11 protein-coding genes are annotated in these 25430 nt (G+C 60.8%); 2 read left to right on the forward strand and 9 right to left on the reverse strand.

The genetic code is table 11. The annotated features are described in order from the left end of the window. Positions 1 to 49 precede the first annotated feature (49 nt). Entirely contained in the window at positions 50 to 748 is a 699-nt protein-coding gene (locus HU718_RS20125; RefSeq protein WP_186616669.1) for a glutathione binding-like protein, read from the reverse strand. Positions 749 to 1031: 283 nt separating this feature from the next. On the opposite strand from HU718_RS20125, the gene HU718_RS20130 reads away from it, so the two are divergent. After that, a complete protein-coding gene (locus HU718_RS20130; protein WP_016985322.1) occupies positions 1032 to 1706 on the forward strand; it encodes a hypothetical protein in 675 nt (224 codons plus the stop codon). Positions 1707 to 1825: 119 nt separating this feature from the next. On the opposite strand, the gene mnmH is transcribed toward HU718_RS20130, so the two are convergent. From mnmH to HU718_RS20170, 8 genes are all read right to left on the reverse strand, one after another. Continuing rightward, complete coding sequence (gene mnmH, locus HU718_RS20135; RefSeq protein WP_186616670.1) at positions 1826 to 2929, reverse strand: tRNA 2-selenouridine(34) synthase MnmH; 1104 nt, start codon at positions 2927 to 2929, stop codon at positions 1826 to 1828. Next, positions 2929 to 3963 (reverse strand): selenide, water dikinase SelD, encoded by a 1035-nt coding sequence (gene selD, locus HU718_RS20140; protein WP_186616671.1) that lies wholly within the window; start codon positions 3961 to 3963, stop codon positions 2929 to 2931. Before selD ends, mnmH begins: the two co-directional genes overlap by 1 nt. A 331-nt stretch (positions 3964 to 4294) precedes the next feature. After that, entirely contained in the window at positions 4295 to 5374 is a 1080-nt protein-coding gene (locus HU718_RS20145) for a DNA-binding protein (protein WP_186616672.1), read from the reverse strand. A 273-nt stretch (positions 5375 to 5647) separates the two neighbouring features. Beyond that, the gene (locus HU718_RS20150) at positions 5648 to 6778 is read right to left on the reverse strand and encodes a hypothetical protein (RefSeq protein WP_186616673.1); all 1131 of its coding nucleotides are present in this window, start codon (positions 6776 to 6778) and stop codon (positions 5648 to 5650) included. Next, on the reverse strand, positions 6768 to 10358 hold the full coding sequence (locus HU718_RS20155) for a toxin VasX (RefSeq protein ID WP_217868238.1): 3591 nt from the start codon (positions 10356 to 10358) through the stop codon (positions 6768 to 6770). Before HU718_RS20155 ends, HU718_RS20150 begins: the two co-directional genes overlap by 11 nt. Next, positions 10355 to 11221, reverse strand: coding sequence for a DUF4123 domain-containing protein (locus HU718_RS20160; protein WP_186615864.1), 867 nt, complete (start codon positions 11219 to 11221; stop codon positions 10355 to 10357). The genes HU718_RS20155 and HU718_RS20160 overlap by 4 nt, the downstream gene beginning before the upstream one ends. After that, the gene (gene tssI / locus HU718_RS20165) at positions 11218 to 13221 is read right to left on the reverse strand and encodes a type VI secretion system tip protein TssI/VgrG (protein ID WP_186615863.1); all 2004 of its coding nucleotides are present in this window, start codon (positions 13219 to 13221) and stop codon (positions 11218 to 11220) included. Before tssI ends, HU718_RS20160 begins: the two co-directional genes overlap by 4 nt. 211 nt (positions 13222 to 13432) lie before the next feature. Next, the gene (locus HU718_RS20170; RefSeq protein ID WP_186615862.1) at positions 13433 to 23956 is read right to left on the reverse strand and encodes an autotransporter-associated beta strand repeat-containing protein; all 10524 of its coding nucleotides are present in this window, start codon (positions 23954 to 23956) and stop codon (positions 13433 to 13435) included. A 511-nt stretch (positions 23957 to 24467) separates the two neighbouring features. Here HU718_RS20170 and HU718_RS20175 point away from each other — a divergent pair. Continuing rightward, positions 24468 to 25427 (forward strand): nucleoside-specific channel-forming protein Tsx, encoded by a 960-nt coding sequence (locus tag HU718_RS20175; RefSeq protein WP_186615861.1) that lies wholly within the window; start codon positions 24468 to 24470, stop codon positions 25425 to 25427. The last annotated feature ends 3 nt before the right edge of the window (positions 25428 to 25430 follow it).

Consider the following 25430-nt stretch of genomic DNA (forward strand, 5'->3'; position numbering starts at 1 on the left):
ATAAACCGCTATCGCGAGCAGGCTCACTCCTACATGGGTTTGTGTGTAGTCAGGAAGGGATGGTCAGGCCGCGAATGACCGCTGGGCGGGCGAGGAATCGTTCCAGCACACGGGTAACGTTCGGGAAGTTGCTGATGCCCACCAGATCACCGGCCTCATAAAACCCGATCAAATTACGCACCCACGGAAACGTGGCGATATCCGCAATGGTGTAACGCTCGCCCATGATCCAGTCACGGCCCTCAAGCCGACCGTTGAGCACTTTGAGCAGACGTTTGCTTTCATCGACGTAACGGTCACGCGGACGCTTGTCCTCGTAGTCCTTGCCGGCAAACTTGTTGAAGAAGCCAAGCTGGCCGAACATCGGGCCGATGCCGCCCATCTGGAACATCAGCCACTGAATGGTTTCGTAACGCAGCGCGCCTTCCTGCGCCAGCAACTGGCCGCTTTTGTCGGCCAGATAAATCAGGATCGCACCGGACTCGAACAGCGGCAGCGGCTTATCTTCGGGACCATGGGGATCAAGGATTGCCGGGATCTTGTTGTTTGGGTTCAGCGACAGGAACTCCGGTGACAACTGATCATTGCTGTCGAAAGCGACCTTGTGCGGCTCGTACGGCAGGCCGATTTCTTCGAGCATGATCGAGACTTTCACGCCGTTGGGCGTGGGCAAGGAATAGAGCTGAATCCAGTCTGGGTACTGCGCCGGCCATTTCTGGGTGATCGGGAACGCGGACAGATCGATCATGGGAAGCATCCAGTCACAAATTAAAGCCTGATCATAATGTAGGCCTGCTGCAGCGCCTACACGAACGGTAACATCCTGTCGCTAACCTGCGTCCAAGCCCTTGAAAGATGCCGTTAGAGTGCCACGCACTCGCTCGGATCGAACCAACGGGCCTCAGAGGACTCTGAGCTATGTCTTTCTCGCAGAGGAAGCTGTTCACGACAGGGAAAACACCCGGTGCTGGGAGCCCGCGGTGTAAAGGTTTGTCAGCCTTAATTGAATCAGCTGAAGAACTTTCTATTTGATGACGAACCTTATGCGTTTCGCCAAACGTTTCAAACATCGCGCGTATGTGGCCCTGCCTTCCCTGCTGGCCGTCAGTGCGCTGTTCCTGTCGCTTGAGTCGAGCGAGAGCCGCGCGCAACCAGCGGACGGCACCCAGACGCTGGTGTTCCTGCGTCACGCGGAGAAGCCCGAGGGCGGTCTCGGCCAGCTCAACTGCCAGGGCCTGAACCGCGCCATCGATCTGTCGACGCTGCTGCCAGAGAAGTTCGGCAAGGCCGATTACGTGTTCGCCGCCAACCCGACGCGCAATGTCGAGGAAGGAGAGCTGGACAATTCCTACAGCTACATTCGCCCACTGATGACCATCAGCCCCGCCGCGATCAAGCTCGGCCTGCCGGTGAATATCGAGTTTTCGGCCAACGACACCAGTGACCTGGCCCGCGAACTGCTGGAAGACAAGTATCACAACTCGACGATCTACACCGCGTGGTCCCACGGCTATCTGCCGGAGCTGATCAACAAGGTGGCCGGCAAAGCGGTCGGCGAGAAACAGAACATCACCGAGGACTGGGCGGGCAACGATTTTGACTCGCTGTATGTGCTGACCCTGACCTGGCACAACGGCAAGGCCAGTCTGCAGAGCCACAGCTACAAGCAGGGGCTGGATCATGGCAAGGAAACCTGTCCGACCTGAGTCTTGTATGGCCTGAACCGGCCCCTTCGCGAGCAGACTCGCTCCCACATTGGATCTGAGTGAAATACAAATCCCCTGTGGGAGCGAGCCTGCTCGCGAAGAGGCCAGCCGCTACAACGTCAAACTTTCTGATTGACCCGCTCGCGCAGATACTCAAGCACCGCCCCACGCTCCCCGGCGAACTCGATCCGCCCGCCCTTCTTCTCGCGCTGAAACACGTACATCGGGTCGTAATAATCGCGCAGCAATACGCCGATCCACTCACGGAACAGCTCGACCGAACCGCTGCGCGCCTGTTCGGCCAGTGCCGCCTCCATTTGCAAATACATGCGTTGATAACGCTCGCCACCCAGTCGACGCTGAATATTGTTCAGGCTGGAAATCAATCGTTCGGCGTACAGCGCAAAGCCCTGCTCACCATGCACCGCAACGAATTCGGCATGCAGCTCAATCACATAATCCTGCAGGATTCGCTCGACCCGATTGTCGAGGCTGTCCTCCAGCCATACCAGCGGGGCCGCTTGCATGCCCCTGTACAAAGGCAATGGCAAGGCACAACTGCCGACCACCCGGCTCTCGTCCTCCAGGACAAATTGCCCGATCCCACCGGCGCGTTTTTTCAGCACGTCAACGGCCAAGCGGTTTTCGAAATCGATGTTGGTCGGTTGCCCGGTGGCGCGCTTGCCGAAACTCGAACCCCGATGATTGGCATGGCCCTCCAGATCCAGGCCATTGCTCAACTGCACCAGCACTTCGGTCTTGCCGGTGCCGGTCATGCCGCCGAGCAGAACCAGTTCGCATTCGGCAACAGCCTGATCGACCGTTTCCAGGAGGAATGTGCGCATGGCCTTGTAACCGCCGCCGACACGCGGGTAATCGATGCCGCCCTCGTCCTTGATCCATTGCTGGACAATCTGTGAACGCAGGCCGCCGCGAAAACAATACAAATAGCCATCAGGATTGTTACGGGCAAACTCGACCCAGCCTTGAATGCGCTGCTCCCGAACCTCGGCGGACACCAGGCGCTCACCCAAGACAATCGCGGCTTGCTGTCCGTGCTGTTTGTAACAGGTACCCACCTGTTCGCGCTCACGGTCGTTCATCAGCGGCAGATTGACCACTCCGGGGAACGCACCGTGGGAAAATTCAACCGGCGCACGGGCATCCATCATTGGCCGGTCATTGAGAAAAATGTCACGGTAGTCAGTGCAGTCGCGGAGCATCAAATCACCTCGACTGCGTTCGTCTGTCGCTCAACCAGTTCGCCGATTGGCGCAAGGTTCAGGCCCAGTTCGGCGGCGACGGCGAGGAACTCTTCATTGCCTTCAGGCGTCACCGCGATCAACAGGCCACCGCTGGTTTGCGGGTCGCAGAGCACGCGTTTGTGCAACTCCTGCACGCGGCCGACCTTGCTCGCATAGCTGTCGAAATTGCGCAGCGTTCCGCCGGGCACACAGCCCTGATCGAGGTAATACTCGACGCTGTCCAGACGCGGCACGCTGTCATAGGCAATGCGTGCGGTGAGCTGGCTGCCATCGGCCATTTCCACCAGATGCCCGAGCAGACCAAAACCGGTGACGTCGGTCATCGCCGTAACGCCGGCGAGTTTGCCGAAGCGGCTGCCGGGTTTGTTCAGGGTGCACATCCAGTCGCGGGCCACGCCAACGTCAGCGGCGCGCAGTTTGCCCTTCTTCTCGGCGGTGGTGAGGATGCCGATGCCCAGCGGTTTGGTCAGGTACAACAGGCAACCGGCGGTGGCGGTGTCATTGCGTTTCATGTGGCGTTTTTCCACCAGACCGGTGACAGCGAGGCCGAAGATCGGCTCCGGTGCATCGATCGAATGCCCGCCGGCCAGCGGAATGCCCGCGGCGTCGCACACGGCACGGCCGCCGCGAATCACTTCACGCGCCACTTCCGGCGCCAGCACATTGACCGGCCAGCCGAGAATGGCAATCGCCATCAGCGGATCGCCGCCCATCGCGTAGATGTCGCTGATCGCGTTGGTCGCGGCGATGCGGCCGAAGTCGAACGGGTCGTCGACGATCGGCATAAAGAAATCGGTAGTCGAGACCACACCGCGTTCGGCATCGATCTCGTACACCGCCGCGTCATCGCGCGAGGCATTGCCGACCCACAGTTTCGGATCAAGGTTCTGGGCACCGCTGCCGGCCAGAATCACTTCCAGCACCTGCGGGGAAATCTTGCAGCCGCAACCGGCGCCGTGGCTGTATTGGGTCAGACGAATCGGCTCACTCATGGGGGAGTCTCAGGCTGTTGATGGGGCCGATTCTAGCAGAGCGCGAGGCAGCAGATTTTTGCACTGACAGAGCGCCCCCTTCGCGAGCAGGCTCGCTCCCACATTTGCACCGCACTCCCCTGTGGGAGCGAGCCTGCTCGCGAAGGCAATCAACCAGCCACCGCAAACGTCAATGAAGGGCGCAAGAGTCTTTTTGATGAAAAACCAACTGCCGCCGCTCCCCCCGCCGGCGCCACATCGAACTGCGCAAACTGTCCGTCTCCGTTTGCGATATTCGGCTTTACCTTAGTGCGCACGATCAAAAAATCGCTGCCTGCGGTCTTTTGCTCTGTTAACGCTCGCGCTGCACCTGCGCAAAAATTTCGGTGATTGGTCGATGAGGTTGACGCTTTTGCATCTGCCGCACCTGTTCACTCAGCCGCAGCAGCTCTTCACTGGGTTTGGCCCATTGATCCTCCGACAATGGCTCTGACCATTCGCGCATGGCATCTGGCAGCGCTTGCTTGCCGATTCTTTCGAGGCGGCGCACTTCCCATTCGACGAGGTGGTTGGGAATCGTCCACAAGGTCATGACGTGGTAGAAGTACCAGAAGAAGCCCGACAGCCTTGTTCGTGTGCCTTCGCGGATCTGCTGGTGCATGCGTGCGCGAGCGTTGCGAAAGGTGTGCAGGCCTTCGTGGGGGGGATCGTCCGGGCCTTGGAGGTCTTGCAGGTCCTGGATGGATTTGAGGTCGTTGACTTCGTATTCCATGTAGCCGCGAATCGCCTCCCAGTGGCTGATCGCCAGGGGCAGCCCGGCGCAGTGGAACTCGACACTGGTGAGGGTTTCGCCTTGATAGAAGCCGATGCCCATGCCGTATTGGCGGTGGATGCCATATTGGGTCGCGCCTTGGGCTTCGATGACCCAGGCGGAGAGCGATTCCCATGGGACGAAGACCGGTTCGGTGGCGTCTTTGGGCATGAAGCAGACTTCACGGCGTTGGCGGTTGAAGCGGGTTGGGATGATTGAGGCGCGTTTTTTGTCGTTGTGGTGCCAGACGCCGAGGCCGATAAGGAGCATTAAACATCCCACAAAGAATGAAACCCCTTTGCCTTCATTGAAAAGCCCTTCTATGGCATGAGAAACGTCGTCCCAACCCATCCCGAACAAAAAGAACATGAAGCCGCCTATTAGCGGGAAAAGGAACGCCGCCGAGAACGCAACGCTGAATGGTCCCCCCAACGTCATTTGCCACATAAAAACCTGCGGAGATCCCAATCCGAAGTCCATGAACACGTCATTCAGCTCCCCAATATGTGGTCCATAAGCCGGCATTGGAGTTGGTAAGGGGAGCGGAGCGAGATAGGTGATCTTTCCGCTCGGAAATGGCTCGATGTCCCCTGCTTTTCTTGGCTGTTCAAGCAGCGGCATATATAACTCGGTGTGCTTACTCCGCATGGTCGGCCTGATCTAAAAAATGAGTTTCAACCAGTAGCACGGGCGGGTTCCCCTTGACCAATTGAGGCGCGACAACATCGAAATTCCCTTCATCCCTTGGGTGTAGATGTATGACACAGATTCGTGGCATCCACTCACTCGCCTCGTCGTAGCAACAGAGATCCTTTAGGCAGGCGTATTCGGTGCTGAGCGCTTGATGGAGTTGCCCACGTCTGAAGGCTTGGTGAGTGACATTTGAAAAACAGCTCATGCACGCCGCTTACCGTTTGAAGCCGTGCGTTGTACCTCAGCAAAAATCTCGGTGATCGGCCGATGCGGCTGGCGTTTTTGCATTTGCCGTACCTGTTCGCTCAGCCGTAGCAGCTCTTCACTGGGTTTGGCCCATTGGTCTTGCGGCAATGGGTCCGACCATTCGCGCATGATGTCGGGCAGTGCTTGCTTGCCGATTCTTTCGAGGCGGCGCACTTCCCATTCGACGAGGTGGTTGGGAATCGTCCACAAGGTCATGACGTGGTAGAGGTACCAGAAGAAGCCCGACAGCCTTGTTCGTGTGCCTTCGCGGATCTGCTGGTGCATGCGCGCGCGGGCGTTGCGAAAGGTGTGCAGGCCTTCGTGGGGTGGGTCGTCGGGGCCTTGCAGGTCTTGCAGGTCCTGAATCGATCTGAGGTCGTTGACTTCGTATTCCATGTAGCCGCGTATCGCTTCCCAGTGGCTGATCGCGAGCGGCAGGCCGGCGCATTGGAATTCGAGGCTGGTGAGGGTTTCGCCGTGGTAGAAACCGATGCCCATGCCGTATTGGCGGTGGATGCCGTATTGGGTCGCGCCTTGGGCTTCGATAATCCAGGCGGAGAGGGATTCCCAGGGGACGAAGACGGGTTCGGTTTCGCCTGCGGGCATGAAGCAGACTTCGCGGCGTTGGCGGTTGAAGCGGGTTGGGATGATGTGGGCGCGTTTTTTGTGGTTGTGGTGCCAGACGGCAAGGCTGATTAGGAGCATGAGTAAATAGGTTTCTAAGCCAAGTATTTTAGACTCTTTGAAAATCTCCTCTACGTAGACCCAACTGGTATACCAGCCATCCCCAAACACCATCCCAAGGAAGCCTCCTAACAATGGAATGAGAAAAGCGATTGAGAACGCGACGCTGAATGGTCCACCCAATGTCATCTGCCATGAAAATATCTGCGGTGAACCTAAGCCAAAATCCATGTAGATGTCATTCAGCTCACCGATATGTGGCCCATAGGGTGGTGTCGGTGTCGGTAATGGCAGAGGCGCGAGATAAGTCATGTTTCCACTTGGAAACGGCTCGATATCTCCAGCTTTTTTGGGCAGCCCACTTCTCGGCGGTCCTATCGGCTTATCGTGATTATTCAGCATGGCTGGCTCCCTCAAGAAACTGGCTTTCGACCAGCAGAACTGGAGGTTTCTCTTTAGCCAGTTGTGGATCAACTACTGAAAAATGCCCCTCTCCCCAAGGATCCAGATGAATTACACGGGTTCGCGATGCCCACTCACCTTTTTCATTCAATGCCTGAATGCAAACTGCCAATTCCAGCGTTTCTTTCGCGGGAGTGAACTCAGAACTGGGGTCCACTGGATACTGAAGACAAAGCACCAGTCCTTCAGAACTGGATTTCACGATGCGCAGGCTGCTTAAAACCTCTTCGCTGATAACGTCCCGCTGCTCTCGCGGGGTTCCTCGACTGTGAAGGGGCATGGAAATACGATGTGCGCCGATACCTAAACGATGAGTCGGTTTACCACCAAAGGGAGGGAGAAGATCATTCAGCGTCAGTCCTGGCAGTACCAAGTGTATATCGCTGGGTTTTGCCTTCAGCAGCAGGTTTTTCAGCCAGGAATCGTACAGGTTCGGACCAAGTTGCGCATAAGGTGCGTGTATCAGATAGGCTAGATAACTTTGATAGTCATCCAGGGAGTGATCACCACGCGTTTCGGTATCCCGACTCCAGGGTGTGAGTTTCAGCCAATTGTCATGAGCACTGAGGTTGTAGCGGTTAAACAGCCAAGAGCCGCTTAATTCAAGTACTGTAAACAATGCACCGGCCAGATTGAACCGGAAGAACACTGTAGAAAGGCGCGTGCCAGCGGCAGCCCACGCGACTGTTCGTGCAGTACTGTTTGGTGCGGAAATTACCGTGTAACTGGCATATAAAGTCCGTCCCAGACCATATGCATTGACTGTCGTCATTCCCCCCGCCCCCAATGCAGCCAACGCGGCGGCACCTTGAGCCGATTGATTACCGCTACGAATAGCCTGCTGCCAATTCTCAATTTGCTTTTTAAGATTGATTGCAGATGACACTAGGCCAAGGCCATAGGTAAACATGCCTAATCCAGTATGCAATTTCCCCATCTGCACATGCACGTGCTCTAAGGCTTGAGGTTGAAGCGCAGCTATTAGCGCTTTACCACGAGCCTTCATCGCCGTATCCGCAAGGCTTTGCGCAGCACTAAACCCCGCTGCGCCCGTTACAACGACTGCATTCATGAATGGCTTCCACGTCCTCTCGTTGCTGGCCTGCCTGCGCACTTCACGGTACGCCCCCACCAAATTCACCACCTGCACCAAAAGCACCACCAATCCCATCCCCTCCGTCTTCACCAAGCTCCCCGGCGACACCCCGCTCACCCCCAACCGAATATTCCCCAGCAAACTCCTCAACTCCCCCTGCTGCGCTGGCGGAAACACCACTGTCACCCCTGCGCGAGCCGGTGTCGCGCCGTACAGCCGCGCCGAGCGATCCGGCAGTTCTTCGATCGGGCTCAACGCCGCTGCCAAACGTCCTTCGAACAGCGTCAATTGCGCCCGAACCCGCACGATTTCTTCCTGCAATTCCACCGCCCGCGCCGTTTTATGGCCTTGACGGTTTTTGTTGTGGGTGAGCTGGTTGCGTTCGCGGTTGAGGGTTTTCAGGTATTCGCGTTCGCGCAGCACTTCCTTGATCGCGCCTTGCAGCGCGGATTGTTCGGCGGGGCTGGCGACGGTGAAGGTCACGCCGCTGGTTTTTGCCGCGTCGAAGAGGCGCAGGCGCAGTGCTTTGGGCAGGCGCTGGAACAGTTCATCCAGATCGGGGATTTTCTCGCCCGACAGGTCGAAGCCTTCCAGTACGCGGTTCAGGCCCAGGTTCAGTGCCGGGCTGTAGGTGTCCTGCACGGCTGCCGCGACGGTGCGGGAGTGCTCGGGCAGATCGTCGAGGGCTGGCAGTTGCGGTTGTTCGATCTTTTTGAGTTTAGCCAGCCAGTCCGGCAGGTTGTTGAACGTGGCCATACCGGCGTTGAACAGCGTTGAATACTGCCCGGCTTGCTGGGTTTGCAGGCGCAGGGGCAAGGTGTAGAACAACGTGCGGGTCAGCTCTGGATGTTGTTCGAGATAACCGAGCAATTGTTCGCTGGCGATGTCGCTGCGGCACAGGTCCTTGAGGCAGGCGTATTCGGTGCTGAGCGCTTGATGGAGTTGCGCCGCCACTTGCGCGTCGTAGTACCACGCCGAACGATGGAAGCGTCCGGCGATCAGCAGTTGCGTACGATCGACGGTGATGCGTTCGAGCACGCGGTTCCAGCGGCCGAGGTCGTCGCGATGACGGTTGAGGACTTCGTCCATGGCCGGGCGGTCGATCAGGTCGTTGACCCCGCGTTTACCGCTGAGGAACGGGCCGTCGAGCACGTCGCGCATGCGTCGGTCCTGATCCTTGCCGAGGTCGACCAGCGTGCTCAGGTGCCGCTCGACGAAATCGACCGGGGCGACTTCAGCAAAATACTCACGCGTATAAAAACGTCGATCCGCCTCGGCGGTGACGCGACCATGCGCGGTGAAATCCGGGGCGACGCCGTCAAACCGGTTCAGCGCCAGCGAATCGTCGAGGGCCTTTTCGCGAAGTTGCGAAAGCTCTGGCGTTGCCTCCGCAGAAGCGGGCTCAACCCTGCCGCCCTTGTTCAAATACTCAAGCAACGCCTTGCGGGTATTCTCCCGATCCGGCTCGGGCAGTTGCTCCAGTTCGGCATAAAAAGCCTTGGCCCGCGGATCGTCACTGGCCTTGGCCAGACTGTCGAAATCTGCGCTGCCGAGCTGGCTCAGGGACTCGATGTAACTGGCCAGCAGATAATCGCGCTCGTTGTTGCCGCTGTTGCTCCACTCTTCGACCCAGCCGACCACGGTGTCCTGATACTCGGCCAGATCACGCATCACACCCAGGTCATCATTGACCAGCAGAAACAGCGTGTCGTCCTGATAAGGCCCGCGCACCCGACCGAGAAATTCACCGATGTGCGCCTCGCGAAAGCGCCGTGGCTGCTCCCACAAATAAGGCTCGCGCTCGTGCTCCGGCGAATCGCTGACCTGCACCGCCGGCATTCGCGTCGCATCGGTTTCGGCAATCAGTTCAGCACCCGTCGCCACTTCCGCCAACCATTTCCGGGTCTGCTCGACGGTCAACAAGTGCTCGCCGCCAACCAGGCAATTGACCGGCCCCAGATCGACTGCCTGCATGAAGTACTCGCGCTCTTCCGTGCTGTCCAGCACCTGCCGGCATTTAGCAGCACTCAGTTGCACCTCGGCAAAGGTCACGTAGAGCGTGCTCTTGCGCGAAAAGATCAACGCCGGACGCTCTTCGATGGCCGCGCGTTGATCTTCCGTGACGGTTTTACCTTGGTGCAGCAGCGCGGTGACGATGCCGTCGAGTACGCGATATTCGTACAACTCGCCACCGAGGCTGTCGATGATGTACAGCCAACCATCGCGCAACCGGCGAATGCCCATTGGCCGCGCGGTCAGGGCATATGGCAACTTCAATTCGGCAACCGGGTCGTGAGGTCGTTCCACCAGGCCATAAGCCAAGGGCAACAGTTGCACATGGGTTTGCCGCAATGGGCAAGCGCCCGGAGAACCGATGGGGGTTTTGGACGCCGCGGCAGCAGCGAGGTTGGCGGGATGGTTCATGATCGACCTCGTTCAGCAGCCCACTGATGCGCCAGGGCCGCAGCCAGCGCGACGCGCTCGCCGGGTGATTGCAGCGAGGGCGTGTGGAGTAAGTGATGGATTTGCGGATGCTGTTCGAACTCGCTGCTGCCGAGCCAGAACACGACGTTGGCGTAATAAAACAACGCAGAGGGACCGCCGAGGCCGAGGGCAGATGCTTGAGTTTCCAACTGATCAAGTACGCCCCAGCGTTGTGCCAGGCTCTCGCCGCTATGGCGCTCAGAGAAGTAGCGGAGCAAATGCGCATCGAGCTCAAGCAGCGTTCGCCGCCGGTCAACCTGATCTAGCGCAATGTCCTGCTCAGGACTCAGGCGATAGGGCACGGTAAGCTCTGGATTTTGCGTCTGGTGGGGCCGCTGAAACCGCCATAGGTCATTGACGACGTCGGCTGTCACTACACAGGTCAAAGGTCCGAACAAAGACTGATCGGCACTGGCAAACAACGCCTGCGCCACCGCTGCATCGGCCATGCGCAAAAACGCCGATTGCCCGGCGGGCAACTCGACCGTGATCAGTTTGCGCAGGTGTTCGGCGACGCCGTGCAGCGGCGCAGCACTGAACAACAACACGCCCCACTCCTCCTGCGCGCTGTGCAGATAGAACTGCGCCAAGGAATCGTCCGGTTGCTCGATCGCCACCAATAATGGCGAGACATCGCGCAACGCTGAAAACGGTGGTTGGTCGTAGAGGGCAAGCGTGCTGGCCGTCGGGTTGAGCTGTTTCAACCGCTGCGGCAGATCGCTGATCGTCGCACCGTCCAGCAACAAAAAGGCCTGCTGCTCGCCCCAAGGCAAACCCTCGGGAAAGGAAGTCAACACGCTCATGCTTGCGCAGCCTCGCAAATCTGGCAGCGCGCAGGGCGCTTCGAAACCAACGCCTGTCGCTGTTGAACCGGATCAAATGCGACCGTCAACAACGGCACTGCCCCCGGCACCAACGGTTCTGCCGCCAACCCGACCGCCGGCACACCGCCCTGAACAATCGGCACGCTGCTGAAAATCCCTTCCGGCCCCAGCGTCAGCCAATGCCCCCCGCACTGCAGCACCAGTTGCGTGCCGCCATCGATGACAACTTGCGCAGTGGCACCAAAATGCAGGTGCTGCGTAGCGCTGAGCCGCTGGCTGCTGACCCGGATATGGCGGTCGCCGTGTACCCACAGGTGATCGTCCTGCTTGAGTTCGGTCAGGCGATTGCCGTAGGTCATATGGTGTTCGTCGCTGCGCAGCTCCTGGCTGCTGATACCGCCAACGACCAGGGTGTGTTGATTGTCGACTTGCACGCGCTGGTCATTGAGCACCAGTTGCGCAAAGTCACGCTGGGCGCGGATGGCGATTTCTTCGGCGCCTTTGCGGTCTTCGATACGCAGTTCGTTGTAGCCACCGCCGCCAGGACTGCTCTGGCTGCGCCAAATGCTGCGCGTGCGCTCGGCCGGCAGATCCAGCGGTACCGGCGTCACCGCGTTGGGCAAGCAACCCAGTACGAACGGCTTGTCCGGATCGCCCTCGGTGAACCCGACCAGCACTTCCATGCCGACGCGTGGAGTCTGCACACTGCCGTATCGGTCATGGGCCCAGCTTGTGGCGACGCGTAGCCAGCAACTGGACTGTTCATTGAACTGGCCTTCGCGGTCCCATAACAGCTGGATTTTTATTCGCCCGTAGCGGTCGTTGTAGATTTCTTCGCCGGGCGGACCGGTCACCACTGCATGCTGGTTGCCGGTCATGCGTGGTTTCGGATGCTCGAGTGCGGGTCGGAAAATCACCTCCCCCGGTGTTGCGACGAAGTGGTTGCGATACCCCTGCTTGAAGCCGTCGTCGGCAGCCGGGACGGTTAAAGACTCCTCCAGCAACTGCGGTTGTCGACCTAGATGTTCGACGCTGGTCAGCAACCATAAACCGTTGTAATCGGCGCGCGGGTGTTCACACATGTCGACGAAGCCGCCACTGCGCAGCAGGGTTTGTTCGCTGCGCCCGTGGCTCTGCCGGTAATCGGCACGATGGCGTTCAAGGGCTCGCTGGCTCAGGTGTTTGCCGCGATCACGGTGAGTGAACTGCCCGGGAAAAGCGTAATCCTCAAGCACTGGAAGCTGCGCTTCCTTGGCTTCGGCATCCAGTTGCACGTTGGGTTTTTCAAAGTGGTAATCACGGCGAATGACCTGCGTGGTGCGTGTTTCCAGGCGCACGTTGAAACGGTCGATCACTGCCGCGTCGGCAACCATGCCGCTGTCCTGTTTATAGGCCGTGGGCTGGGCTGGCGGGAGGAAAACGCTTTGATCGTCACCGAACACCAGCAGGTGCCCATCGCGGCGGTGCTGGAAATGAAAGTGAATGCCCTCTTCCTCGCACAAGCGCTGAATGAAGTGCAGGTCAGTCTCGGCGAACTGCACGCAATAGGTGCGAGGTTGATAGTCGGCACTGAGTTGGAAGCGCCAGGCATCCGCTTGCATGCCGTGGTCACTCAACACCCGGGCGACCATTTGCGGCACGCTCTGTTGCTGGAAGATTCGCTGGTTGTGTCGATGCGCCAGATAGGCCAGATGCGGCACCAGCGTGATCTGGTAGCGGGTCAGGCGTTTGCCCGAGTCGCCTTGGGCAACTCGATAAACCTGCCCATGCAGGCCGGCGCCGTCGGCACTGAAACAGAGGAAGGCGGGACGGTGCAGCAAGGATTCAAGATCAAGGTCGGGGCGCTCGCTGACCAGTTCCAGTTCGACCTCATAAGTTCGGTTGAGCGCCTCCTTCGCGCTGAATTCGTATACCTGGAGATCATGGGAAAAACCTTCGATATCGAGTCTGAACATCACGGACTTGCCAGCAGTCAGCATCCACATTTCCCTGTGTCTGTTTAAGGCTCGGGACTGTGGGGGGCGACGGCTGAACTGGTGAAGTCAGATGATTCGATGTTTGACGTAGGTTCTTTCCGATTGGGGATAAATGGTCGACCTCAGGCCGGATTTCCTACAGACATGACCGCGACTTTTTGCCCGTGCAAAAAAAACCGCCCTTACGGGCGGCTAAAAGTGCTTCGACCCTAAATCAGAAGCCCAGGCTGAAGCTGATGGTCATCGCATGGTCGTTGCTGTCGTTCGACAGTTGCCCCGAGTAGCCGACACCGAGTTTGCCGGTCGGGCTGATCTGGAAGTCGACACCTGCTTCAACGATGGCGCTGTCCTTGGCGATCGGCACGCCCTGGGTGCTGAACGAAGCGCCGCCGTCGATGAAGGTCAGATCAGCATCAGGCTTGGTATCACCAAAGGCATGGCGCCAGCCAATGGCCGCGCGCGGAGTGAATTGCCCGCCGTTGGCCAGGGTGATGACTTTGCCGGCGCGCACACCGAGGGTCGAGAAGGTGATGTCTTGATCGGCATCGGCCTCCAGGCGCCCTACTCCGCCTTTTTCCTTGGCTTTGTCGGTGTCGTAGTTGACGTAGGCCAGACCGGCGAACGGTTCAAGGGCAATGCCGGCGGCATCGATGGCGTAACCGACTTCACCGAACACCTGGGCGCTGCGTGCGTCGTAGTTGGCTTTCAGACGGTCGTTGTAGCTGCCGACGCTGACGTTGCGTTTGGTCTCGATGTCGTGCCAGCTATAAGCCGCGCCGAGGCGCACCGCCAAGGCATCGAACTGCGAGTTGAGGTACGCCGCCAGGTGGTAGCTTTCGACGGTGGCATCCGAGCGACGATCATGGGCATCGAGGTCGCTGCGGGTGTAGCCGGCGGCCATGCCCACGCGCCACTGATCATCGAGTTGCTTGTCGGTGCCGAGCATGAAGCCGCTGAGGTTACGGTCGAGTTTCGCCGCGTTGCTGTCACCATCAGACTCGCCCCACGCGCCGAGTGCACGGGCCCAGCCGACCATTTCGCCGTGGCAACCATTACTGCTCAGTTGGTTGTCACTTGGCGCCAGCGCACGGCGTGGATCATCCGCCGCGCTGCATGACGGTTGGCGCATGCGATCGTTGACCGCGTCACGCACGTAGCGCGAATCCTCGAGGATGGCGCTGGCGGTGCTGGCGTGGATCTCACCCGACAGACTGTCGAAGGCATTACGCGCGCCGGCGACACTGAGGTTGACAATCTCGTTCTGCAACGCCGCACCCGCCGGGCCGTTGTTCGAGAGCGCGGTGGCGGTGCGGAACTGGTTGTCGGTGGCGGCGACATCGGCGAACGAATTGCCATTGCGGCTGACCACTAGGTTCACCGCGTTGGCGTCATACACCAGGGCGCTGTTGAGGAACGCGTATTGCGGCAGGTCCGCAGCGCTGAAGGTGCCGTTCACCCCACCTCCCGCCGTGATCAGCGAATACGTGGTGTTGCCGGTGAACGGTGCCAGGGAATTCACTTGCAGCCCGCCACCCAGCGTTGCCGTGCCGCCGACTGCCAGTGGCGTTGCGGTGGGTGCGCTGACCGTCAGCGCCAGCACACCGTCGGAGGCGTTGGTCAGGTTACCGGCGACGCTCAGGGTTCCGGCTTCGGACCCCGAAGCGACAACGCCATGGTTGACCACGGAACCGACGCTGCCATTACCGCTCAGCCCTGCACCATTGGCCACGGTGACCTGACCGCCCAACGACGCCCGAGCCAAGGGTCTGCCGATTTGCAGCACACCTTGGTCGACCGATACGGTGCCGCTGAATGGGTTATCACCGGTCAACAGCAAGGTACCGGCGCCACGTTTGGCCATCGCCCCGAGACCGCTGAGGACCCCGTTGAACTGACCATTGGCGTTTTGTTGGAACACCAGCGAAGCGTTGTTGAGAATGTTGCCCTGCAGGCTGGTGGTATTACCGATCAACGTACCGCCGCTGACGGTGGTGCCACCGCTGTAGGTGTTGGCACCGCTCAATACCAGCGTGCCGGCATCAAGCTTTTCGATACCGCCCGTGCCCAGCAGCGGCGCGGAAATTTCCGCACTTCCCCCGGCATTGACCCGCACCGGTGCAAGGCTGCCGTCGGCGCCATTGACCGGCGTCAACGTCCCGCCAGCCCCCGGAACCAGGCTGTAGCCGCCGGAGAGGAACTGCAGACCGGTGAAGTTCTGATTGCCCTGCACGGTCACAGTACCCGCCTGACCACCGAACACCGCGAACTGACCATTTGATGCCAGGGCCTGAGTACCGCTCGGATCGGTCCAGTTGGTGCCCGGCCCCCACACGCCGCTGCCACCACCGATGCTGCCTTCCGGATTGGTGGTGCCACCGTTCCAGAATTGCACCTCACCCGGCGTGCCTTGCACCAGCAGGTTGATCTGGTTGGCGATCGCGGTTTGCAGGGTCAGATTGGTCGCCGATACCGGCAGACTGCCATACACCAGACCGTTGTCGGTCAGGCTGCCGCCGTAGCTGAACAGTTGATACACCCCAGTGCCGAAGCCGCCGGCATTGCTGATGTTCAGCGTACCGTCGAGGGTCAGGTTGCCGGCAACATTGACTACGGTGGTCGAACTGGCCGCCGAGCCGAGGCTGAAGTCCAGATTGGTTCCCGACGACAGCGCCAGCGAACCGACTGACAACGGCGTTGCTGTACCGCCACCGGCCAGCGTCGCACCACTGGCCAGTTGTACGGCGCCGCCGAGTTGGCCGCCACCGCCGATGCCCGCACCGCTGGCAACGTCGACATTGGCGCTGTTGAGCACGCCGTTGACGATCAGGTTGCCCGCCTGCACCGAGGTGTTGCCGGTGAAGGTGTTGTTGCCGGTCAGGAGCAATTGACCGGTACCGGTTTTGTTCAGCGTACCGGCGCCGGTGAGATTGCCGGTGTAACTGCCATCGGCGTTTTGCTCGAAGGTCAGCGTCGCGTTGTTGACGATCGCCCCTTGCAGGCTGCTGGTGTCACCGCGCGTCGTGCCGCTGTTCAACGTGGTGCCACCGCTGTAGGTGTTGGCACCACTGAGGACGAGATCGCCGCTACCGTTTTTCAGCAGACTTCCGGTGCCGGTCACAGCACCGATCAGCGTGGTGTTCTGATTGCCGGCGAGGGTCAGTTGCGCGCCAAGGTTGACGGCGTTGGCCAGTTGCAGCGCCGAGGTGCTGTCGAGCGTGCCGTCACCGGTCACGTTAAGCGCACCGCTGCTGAGTGCACTGTTGTTGCCAAGAACCAGCGTACCGCCGGCGAGCTGAGTGCCGCCGCTGTAAGTGTTGCTGCCGTTGAGGGTCAGGCTCGATGCGCCGGCCTTGATCAGGCTGCCGCTGCCGCTGACCACGCCGTCGAGGGTCAGGGCGTTGGAACCGGCAACGGTCAAACCACCGTTGAGCAGCACATCGTTGCTCAGACTGACCGCCGCGTTACTGTCCAGCGCGGTGCCATCTGCCGCCGTCAACACACCGCTGCCAAGCGCCGCGTTGTTGCCGACCACAATCTTGCCGCCATTGAGCGCCGTGCCACCGGTGTAGCCGTTAGCCGCGTTGAGCACCAGCGTACCGCTGTCGTATTTGCCCAGCGTGCCGCTGCCGTTAAGCGCGACACCGATGGTTGCCGTGGCGTTCGGGTCAACCCGCACCGTGGCATTGCCCAGCGAACCGTTGACCAGATTCAGCGAGCCCGCCGTGCCATCCACCAGGCTGTAGCCATCGGTGACGAACTGCATGCCGGTGATGGTTTGCGCGCCGTTAACGGTCACTGTGCCGGCCGCGCCCTGGAACACGGCGAAACTGTTGGTCCAGGCCTGATTGGTGGTGCCGTTGACGTCGGTCCAGTTGGTGGTGCCGGTGCCCCAGGTGCCGCTGCCGCCTTCGACCGAACCGTTGGCCACCAGTTGGTTGCCGTCCCAGAACTGCACGGTGACGCCCGGTGCGGTGACCAGCAGGTTGATCTGATTGGCCAGTGCGGTTTGCAGGGTCAGATCGCCCGGGCTGACGCTGCCCGGCAGTGTGCCGAAGAGTATGCCGTTGTCGGTCAGGCCGCCGGTGTAGTCGATCAGGCGATAGACGCCGCTGCCAAAACCACCGATGTCGCTGACATTGAGGGTGCCGTCGAGGGTCAGGTTGCCGCCGACATTGACCAGCGCATTGCCGCCACCGGACACCGGTGTGCCGAGGCCGACGTCGAAGTTTGAATTGCCGTTGAACAGCAGCGAACTGACGCTCAGCGTACTGCCGGTGACGCCCGCCAGATGCCCGCCATCGGCCACCGTCACGGCACCGCTCAACGTGCCGCTGCCACCGAGGGTGCCGCCGCTGTTGACCAGCACGTTGCCACTGGCCAGTGAGCCGTTGACCTGCAAGGTGCCGGCGTTGACGTTGGTGTCACCGGTCAGGTCGCTGATACCGCTGAGGGTCAGGGTGCCGCTGCCGAGTTTGCTCAGGCTGCCGTCACCGCTGAGGATGCCGGCGAAGGTGCTGCTGACGTTGTTGCCGCCGAGGCTCAACGTATTGCCCGTGCCGATCAGCGCCGTGCCGCTGCCAGTGAGGCTGGCGAGGCTGCCCGAAGCACCGAGATTCAACGCCGCGCCGCCCGCGAGATTGACCGTGGCGTTGTTGCCCAGCGCCGCGCCACTCAGCGTGGTCAGGCTGCCGGACGCCACATCGAAGGTGCCGCTGAAGGTGTTGTTGCCGCTCAGGGTCACGTCGGCCAGACCATTTTTGCTCAACGTGCCGGCGCCGGCGATCACGCCGCCAAGGGTCAGATTATTGTTACCGGCCAAGGCCAGATTGGCATTGACGTTGAGGTTGTTGGCCAGCACCAGTGGCGCGGAATTGTCGAGGGTGGAAGCACCGCCCACGGTCAGCGCGCCACTGCCCAGCGACGCGCCTGTACCAAGGGTCAGCGTGCCGGCATTCAGCGTGGTACCGCCGGTGAAGGTGTTGATGCCGTTGAGTGTCAGGTTCGACGCGCCGTCCTTGATCAAGCCACCCGCGCCGCTGACGACACCTGCGAGGGTCAGGTTGTTGCTGCCGGTGTTGCTCAGATTGGCGTTGAGCACGACGTTGTTGCCCAGGCTCAGCGCGCTGTTGCTGTCCAGCGCCGAGGCGCCGGCTACGGTGAGATTGCCCAGACCCAGCGCCGAGTTGCTGCCGGCGGTGAGCGTGCCGGCGTTGAGGGTGGTGCCGCCGAGGAAATTGTTGTTGCCGCTGAGGGTCAGATTGGCGGCGCCGTTTTTGCTCAGGCTGCCGGCGCCGTTGACCGTACCGGCCAGGGTCAGATCCGCCGTGCCACCGACGCCGAGGTTGCCGGCCAGGTTGACCGCGTTGTTTACCGAAACCGCAGTGCTCGCATCCAGCGTGGTGCCGCCCGCCGCGTTCAACGTGCCGGAACCCAGTGCCGAGTTCGAGGCCAGAATCAGTCCTCCGGCGTTCAAGGCTACCGGGCCAAGGAAGGCGTTGTTGCCGCCGAGGGTCAGATTGGCCGTGCCGGTTTTGATCAGGCCACCAGTGCCGCCAATCACGCCGTTGAGGGTCAGTGCATTGCTGCCAACCACAGTCAGATTGCCGTTGAGCGTCGCCGCGTTGGCCAGTGTCACCGCCGCGTTGCTGTCCAGTTGCGTACCGGCATTCGCCGTCAACGTACCGGTACCGAGCGCCGTATTGCTGCCGACGATGATCTTGCCGCCGTCCAGTTGCGTGCCGCCGGTATAGGTGTTGGCACCACCGAGCACCAGCGTGCCGGCGTCGAGTTTATTGAGGATGCCGCTGCCATCGATATTGGCATTGATGGTCGCCGTCACGCCCGGATCGACGCGCAACGAAGTGGTGCCGCCGGTGCCGTTGACCGCTGTGAGTTGCCCCGCTGCACCGTTGACCAGGTTGTAACCGTCGGTGAGGAATTGCATGCCGGTGAACGCTTGCGTGCCGTTCACCGTCACCGTGCCGGCGGTGCCCTGGAACACCGCGAAGTCGCCGGCCCACGGTTGGTTGACCAAACCATTGGCATCGGTCCAGTTGGTGCCGACCGCATTCCACGTGCCGCTGCCGCCATCGACCACGCCGTTGGCGATGGTCTGACTGCCGTCCCAGTAACGGATGTTGCTGTTCGGCGCGGAGACTTGAATGTTGATCTGATTGGCGACGCCGGTTTGCACCAGCAGATCGCCGAGGCCGTAGCCGACCGGCACGCTGGCGACATCCAGACCGAGGTTGGTCAGGGCACCGGTGTAGTTGAACAGGCGATACACACCAACACCAAAACCGCCGGCATCGGTGACGTTGAGATTGCCGTCGAGGGTGAGGTTGCCACCGACATTCATCAGCGAAGTGGTCGACGGCGTGCCCAACGCCACATCGACATTGCTGCCGGCAGCAAGGGTCAGCGCACCGGCGGACAGTTGATTGCCCGACGACAACGCCAGATGCCCGCCGCTGTTAACGTTGACGCTACCAAGCGCCGAACCGGTGCCGGTAAGGGTACCGCCGGTGTTGACGTTGACCTGTGCACTGCCCAGCGAACCGCTGAGATCGACGATGCCGCCATCGATCGCGGTGTTGCCGGTGATGCCGTTGATCCCGGTGAGGTTCAAGGTGCCGGTGCCGACTTTGACCAGGCCGCCGCTGCCGCTGAGATCGCCGTCAAAGGTGCTGGTGACGTTGCCGCCGCCGACGGTCAGGGTGTTGCTGCCGGTCAGTTGCACACTGCCGCTGCCGGTCAGCGCGCCGAGGCTGGCGTCGCTGCCCAGATTCAGCCCGGCGCCGGCGCTGATGTTGACCCCGGAAGTGCTGCCCAGCGCATTGGTGTTGAGCGTGGTGACGCTGCCGGACACGATATTCAGCGCACCGGTGAAGGTGTTGTTGCCGGCCAGAGTCAGGTCCGACAAACCGTTTTTGGTCAGGCTGCCGGCACCGTCAATGATGCCGTTCAAGCTCAAATCATTGTTGCCGGCAACAGTCAGCCCGGCGTTGAGCGTGATCGCATTACCGATGCCGAACGAGGCGCTGTTATCCAGAGTCGCCGCGCCACCGACGACCAATGCGCCGCTGCCCAGACCGTTGGCATTGCCCAGAGTCAGCGTGCCGGCATTCAGCGTGGTGCCGCCGCTGAACGTGTTGTTGCCATTGAGGGTCAGGTTGGCCGCGCCGTCCTTGATCAACTGGCCGGTGCCACTGGTGACGCCGCCGAGGGTGAGGTTCTGCGTGCCGCCCACGGTCAGCGCGGCATTCAATGCGACCGCGTTGTTGAGGCTGACCAGCGGCGAGTTGCTGTCCAGTGTCGCGGCGCCAGCGACGGTCAATGCACCGGAACCGAGCGCCGAACTGTTGCCGACGGTCAGGGTGCCGGCGTTCAGCGTGGTGCCGCCGAGGTAGTTGTTGGCGGCGTTGAGAATCAGATTGGCCGCGCCGTCTTTCACCAGACTGCCTGCGCCGCTGACCAGACCGGTCAGGGTGATATTCGCCGTGCCGCCGATGTTCAAGGCACCGGCGAGTGCCACGGCATTGTTCAGGCTGACGGCGGTGTTGGCATCCAGCGTGGTGTTGGCCGCCGCGTTCAACGTACCGGAACCCAGCGCGGTGTTGCTGCCGACAATCAGTTTGCCGGTGTTCAACGCGGTGTTGCCAAAATAAGTGTTGGCGCCATTGAGGATCAGGTCGGCAGCGCCGTTCTTGGTCAGCCCACCGATACCGGCGACTACGCCGCCGAGGGTCAGCGCATTGCTGCCACCCAAGGTCAGGGTGCCGCCGAGGTTGACGTTATTGGCCAGGGTGGCGGCGGTGCTGGCATCGAGGGTAGTGCCGTTCGAGGCGTTGAGTGTGCCGGTGCCGAGGGCGGTGCTGGAACCGACAATCAGTGAACCGGCATTCAGCGCCGTGGTGCCGGTGTAGGTGTTGTTGCCGTTGAGAGTCAGGCTCGATGCGCCGGTCTTGATCAAACCGTTGCTGCCACTGATCACGCCGCCAAGGGTCAGCGCGTTGGCGCCGCCAGCGGTGAGGTTGGCGTTGAGAATCACGTTGTTGTTCAGGGTCACGGCCGAACTGCTGTTGAGCGTGCCCGCGCCTTCCACCGACAAGGCGCCGGTGCCCAGTGCTGCGCCGTTGCCGACCGTCAGGCTGCCGGCATTCAGCGTGGTGCCGCCGCTGTAGGTGTTAGTGCCGTTGAGCGTGAGATTGGCGGCGCCGTTTTTCACCAGTTGGCTGGCGCCGCTGATCACCCCGCCGAGGGTCAGCGCGTTGCTGCCGCCAATGCCCAGGCTGTTGTTGAGAATGACCGCGTTGTTGAGGGTCACCGCCGCATTGCTGTCGAGGGTCGCCACGCCACCGACGGTGATATTGCCGCTGCCGAGCGCCGCGTTGGCACCCGCGGTGATCGTGCCCGCGTTCAACGCGATCGCGCCGAGGAAGGTGTTGGTGCCGTTGAGAATCAGGTTGGCCGCGCCGTTTTTGGTCAGCCCGCCGCTGCCGCTGACAATCCCGCCGAGGGTCAGGTTGGCGCTGCCGCCGACATTGAGGTTGCCGCCGAGTGAGACCGCGTTGGTCAGCGCCACCGCCGTGCTGGCATCCAGCGTAGTGCCTGCCGCCGTGGTCAAGGCGCCAGTGCCCAGCGCGGTGTTGGAGCCGACAATCAGCGTGCCGGCATTCAGCGCAGTACCGCCAGAGAAGGTGTTGTTGCCACTGAGACTCAGGTTGGCGGTGCCGTTTTTGATCAGATTGCCGGCGCCGCTGACGACGCCACTCAGGCCCAATGCCTGAGTGCCGCCGATGGTCACCCCGCCCGCCAGCGCAACGGCGTTGGCCAATGTCACTGCGGCAGTCGCATCCAGCGTAGTGCCCGCTGCCGCGCTCAACGCGCCAGTCCCCAGCGCGGTGTTGCTGCCGACGAACAGGCTGCCGGCATTGAGCAGCGTGTTGCCACTGTTGGTGTTGTTGCCGGTCAACGTCAGGCTGGCACTGCCGGATTTGGTGATGCCGCCGGTGCCGGACAACACGCCACCGAGGGTCAGCGCATTGCTGCCGAGCACGTTGAGCGCGCCGGTCATCGCGATGTTGTTGGCCAGAGTGACGTTGGCGGTGCTGTCGAGACTGGTACCGGCGGCCGTATTCAGCGCACCGCTGCCGAGCGAGTTGTTATTGGTCACCAGCAGGCTACCGGCGCTCAGGGTGGTGGTGCCGGTGAACCCGCTGTTGACGCCGCTGACGGTCAGGCTGCCGCTGCCGGTTTTGGTCAGGCCGCTGCTGCCGCTGATCAGACCGCCGAGGGTCAGTGCGCCGGTGCCGCCGGCGGTCAAGGTGCCGCCGAGGCTGATGGCGTTGGTCAGGCTGATGGTGCCCGGTGCGCTCAACGTCGTCGCGCCGGTGACGTTGAGGGTGCCAGTACTGAACGCCTGATTGTTGCCCAACTGCACCGTGCCGCCATTGAGCGTGGTATTGCCCAGATAGGTGTTGGCGGCGCTGAGATTAAGCTGGCCGGTACCGGCCTTGGTGAAACCGCCGCTGCCGGAAATCACCCCGCTCAGGGTGGTCGCGTTGGTGCCTTGCACCGTCACGCCACCAGCGCCGAGGGAAATCAGATTGCTGATGTTCAACCCGGCATTGCTGGCCTGCAGAGTCCCGCCGTTGGAGGTGATTACGCCGCTGCCGAAGGTGGCGTTGTTGTTGAAATTCGCGACACCGCCGTTGAGCGTGGTCGCGCCGCTGACCAATGGCCCCTGCAAGGTCCAGGTGCCGCTGTTGAGGGTCAGGTTGTTGAAGTTGATGTAGGTGGCGCTCGATGCCGTGCCAGTCCCGGTGATACCGCCGCCGACGCCAGCCGGGTTTTGCAGGATCAGGCTGTTGGTGCCGCCCGCACCGCCATCCACCGTACCGGTAGGGGCGAAGGTCAGGTTGATACCGATCAAACCGCCGAGGCCGACGCTGATCTGTACACCGTCACCGACGTTGACGCTGGAGCCGGTCACCGCAGTGAAGGTGTTGGTGCTGGCCGCGCCCATCGACACACCGCCGGTAATCGCACCGGCGTTGGTGAAGGTGTTGCCAGCCGCCGAGGTTTCGAACGCAATCCGGCCGTTGATCACACCGGTGCTGCTGTTGGTCATGTTGACCTGCGAACCACCGTAGACGCCGATCACCGGGGTATCCGCCAACGTGATTCCGCCGATCGAGAGTCCGGTCGAGGTGATGGTGCCGTTGTTGGTGATGCTGGTGGTGCCAGTTGCCGCGTTGTTAACCGAAAGGGCCAGGCCGTCGATGCTGGTCAGATTGAGCCCGAGCAGCATGCCCGTACCACGGATGATCCCGCTGGCGTTGTTAAGCACGCTGACCGTGCTTGTTGCGCCAGTGCCGATGAACGCGCCGCCGCTCAATACCGAGACCAGGCCGAGCAGCGCCGGGTCGATAGTGCCGGAGTTGTTCAGGGAGATGTTCACCCCGGTCAGGTCCATCACATGGCCGCCGAGGGTCGCGTTCATCTGCGCGCCGCTGTTGACGTTGACCGTCAGGCCACTGGTGGCGCTGGAAAAATTATTGAGAAACAGCGGCAGGCTCGGCACGCCGGTACAGGTCACCGTTGAACCCGCCGTGGAGCACGTGGCCAACGCAGGTGCGCTGACGCCGCCGAACAACAACCCGGCAACGCTCAAGTGCACAGCAAGGGAAAGAGGGGAAAAGCGCGAAACGAGGGCGACACCAAACCTTGCTTCCACGGGCTACTCCTTGTCGTGGCCAATTTCTTCCTTGAGCGCGCGAAGAGCCGTGCTTATTCCACACGCGAATCAAGACTGCGACGGTCATCACAAAACCGCGTTATTGGGGACAAAGCTAGTAGACGCCCGGCAATGGGGCACGGATTAAATGGTGTTAATACTTTAATACTAGAGGGGTCTGGAATCGGCGTTTCAGCTCGCAAGCACTGGTCTGAGGGCGATACAAAACCTGTGGGAGCGAGCCTGCTCGCGAAAGCGGTGGGTCAGCTGAGAACTACTTTTCTGATACTCAGCCTTCGCGAGCAGGCTCGCTCCCACAGGGGACTAGGGGTGTACAAACCGTACCTGACTGCCCCATCAACAAATAAGCTGAAACCTTCGAAATTTCAGGACATTGAGAAAACTGGTACGCCTTGTGCAAACGTTTGCGTAACGTCAATCCAAACGTTTTCGTAACAAAACCGTACAAGCCCACGGAACACGGGCCTCGATCCGCAAAAAAGGACTTTGAATGGCCATTGCATGCCCTTTTCGCGCACCTTACTCGTGCACGTTTGCTGTTTCCTTGCTACTGACCGGCGTTACCGGACTTCTCAGCCACAGCGCTCTGGCGCAACCGGCCGCCAAGGAAGAATCCGCCCAGGGCGAAGCCCTCAGCCCGGAAGCCAGCCCGCCGAAAAAAGGTGCCTATCTGTCGGACTGGTACAACCAGGACTTGATGTTGATTGGCAGCAAGGACATCAGCTTCGGCCCGCAACCGGCCGACGACATCTATCTGGAATACGAGTACTTCGGCCGCAAAGGTCCGTTCGAGTTGTACGGCTACATCGACATCCCGAAGATCTTCAACATCGGCAACAGCCACGACAAAGGCGTGTGGGATCACGGCTCGCCGGTGTTCATGGAGCACGAACCGCGCATCTCCATTGATTACCTCGCCGGCCGCAGCCTGGCCATCGGCCCGTTCAAGGAATGGTATGTAGCGTTCGACTGGATCTACGACCACGGCAGCCGCAAAGAGAACCGCGCCAACACCCTTTACAGCGGTTTCGGCACCGACATCGACACCCATTCGCGGGTCAATCTGTCGGCCAACCTGTACGGTCGCTATCAGTGGGAAAACTACGGCGCCAGCAATGAATATTCGTGGGACGGCTACCGTGCGCAACTGAAGTACATCGTGCCGATCGACAAATTCAGCAACGGCGCGTCGCTGACCTACATCGGCTTCACCAACTTCGATTTCGGCTCGGACATCCACAAGGACAACCCTGCGCGCACGGCCAATGCGACGGTAGCGACCAACGTCTTGCTCTACTCGTTCACCCACTTGCGCTTCACTCTGGTCGGCCGTTACTTCCACAACGGCGGCAACTGGGAGGACGGCAGCGAGCTGAATTTTGGCGACGGCAATTTCCGCGCGCGTTCCAACGGCTGGGGTTACTACGCCGGTGTCGGTTATCAATTCTGAATC

The sequence above is a fragment of the Pseudomonas tensinigenes genome (assembly GCF_014268445.2).
Classification (GTDB): Bacteria; Pseudomonadota; Gammaproteobacteria; order Pseudomonadales; family Pseudomonadaceae; genus Aquipseudomonas; species Aquipseudomonas tensinigenes.

What these genes read in the sequence shown, in the direction of transcription:
- HU718_RS20125 (WP_186616669.1), bottom strand. Translation starts at nt 748, where the DNA reads ATGATCGATCTGTCCGCGTTCCCGATCACCCAGAAATGGCCGGCGCAG.
- HU718_RS20130 (WP_016985322.1), top strand. Translation starts at nt 1,032, where the DNA reads ATGACGAACCTTATGCGTTTCGCCAAACGTTTCAAACATCGCGCGTAT.
- mnmH (WP_186616670.1), bottom strand. Translation starts at nt 2,929, where the DNA reads ATGCTCCGCGACTGCACTGACTACCGTGACATTTTTCTCAATGACCGG.
- selD (WP_186616671.1), bottom strand. Translation starts at nt 3,963, where the DNA reads ATGAGTGAGCCGATTCGTCTGACCCAATACAGCCACGGCGCCGGTTGC.
- HU718_RS20145 (WP_186616672.1), bottom strand. Translation starts at nt 5,374, where the DNA reads ATGCCGCTGCTTGAACAGCCAAGAAAAGCAGGGGACATCGAGCCATTT.
- HU718_RS20150 (WP_186616673.1), bottom strand. Translation starts at nt 6,778, where the DNA reads ATGCTGAATAATCACGATAAGCCGATAGGACCGCCGAGAAGTGGGCTG.
- HU718_RS20155 (WP_217868238.1), bottom strand. Translation starts at nt 10,358, where the DNA reads ATGAACCATCCCGCCAACCTCGCTGCTGCCGCGGCGTCCAAAACCCCC.
- HU718_RS20160 (WP_186615864.1), bottom strand. Translation starts at nt 11,221, where the DNA reads ATGAGCGTGTTGACTTCCTTTCCCGAGGGTTTGCCTTGGGGCGAGCAG.
- tssI (WP_186615863.1), bottom strand. Translation starts at nt 13,221, where the DNA reads ATGCTGACTGCTGGCAAGTCCGTGATGTTCAGACTCGATATCGAAGGT.
- HU718_RS20175 (WP_186615861.1), top strand. Translation starts at nt 24,468, where the DNA reads ATGGCCATTGCATGCCCTTTTCGCGCACCTTACTCGTGCACGTTTGCT.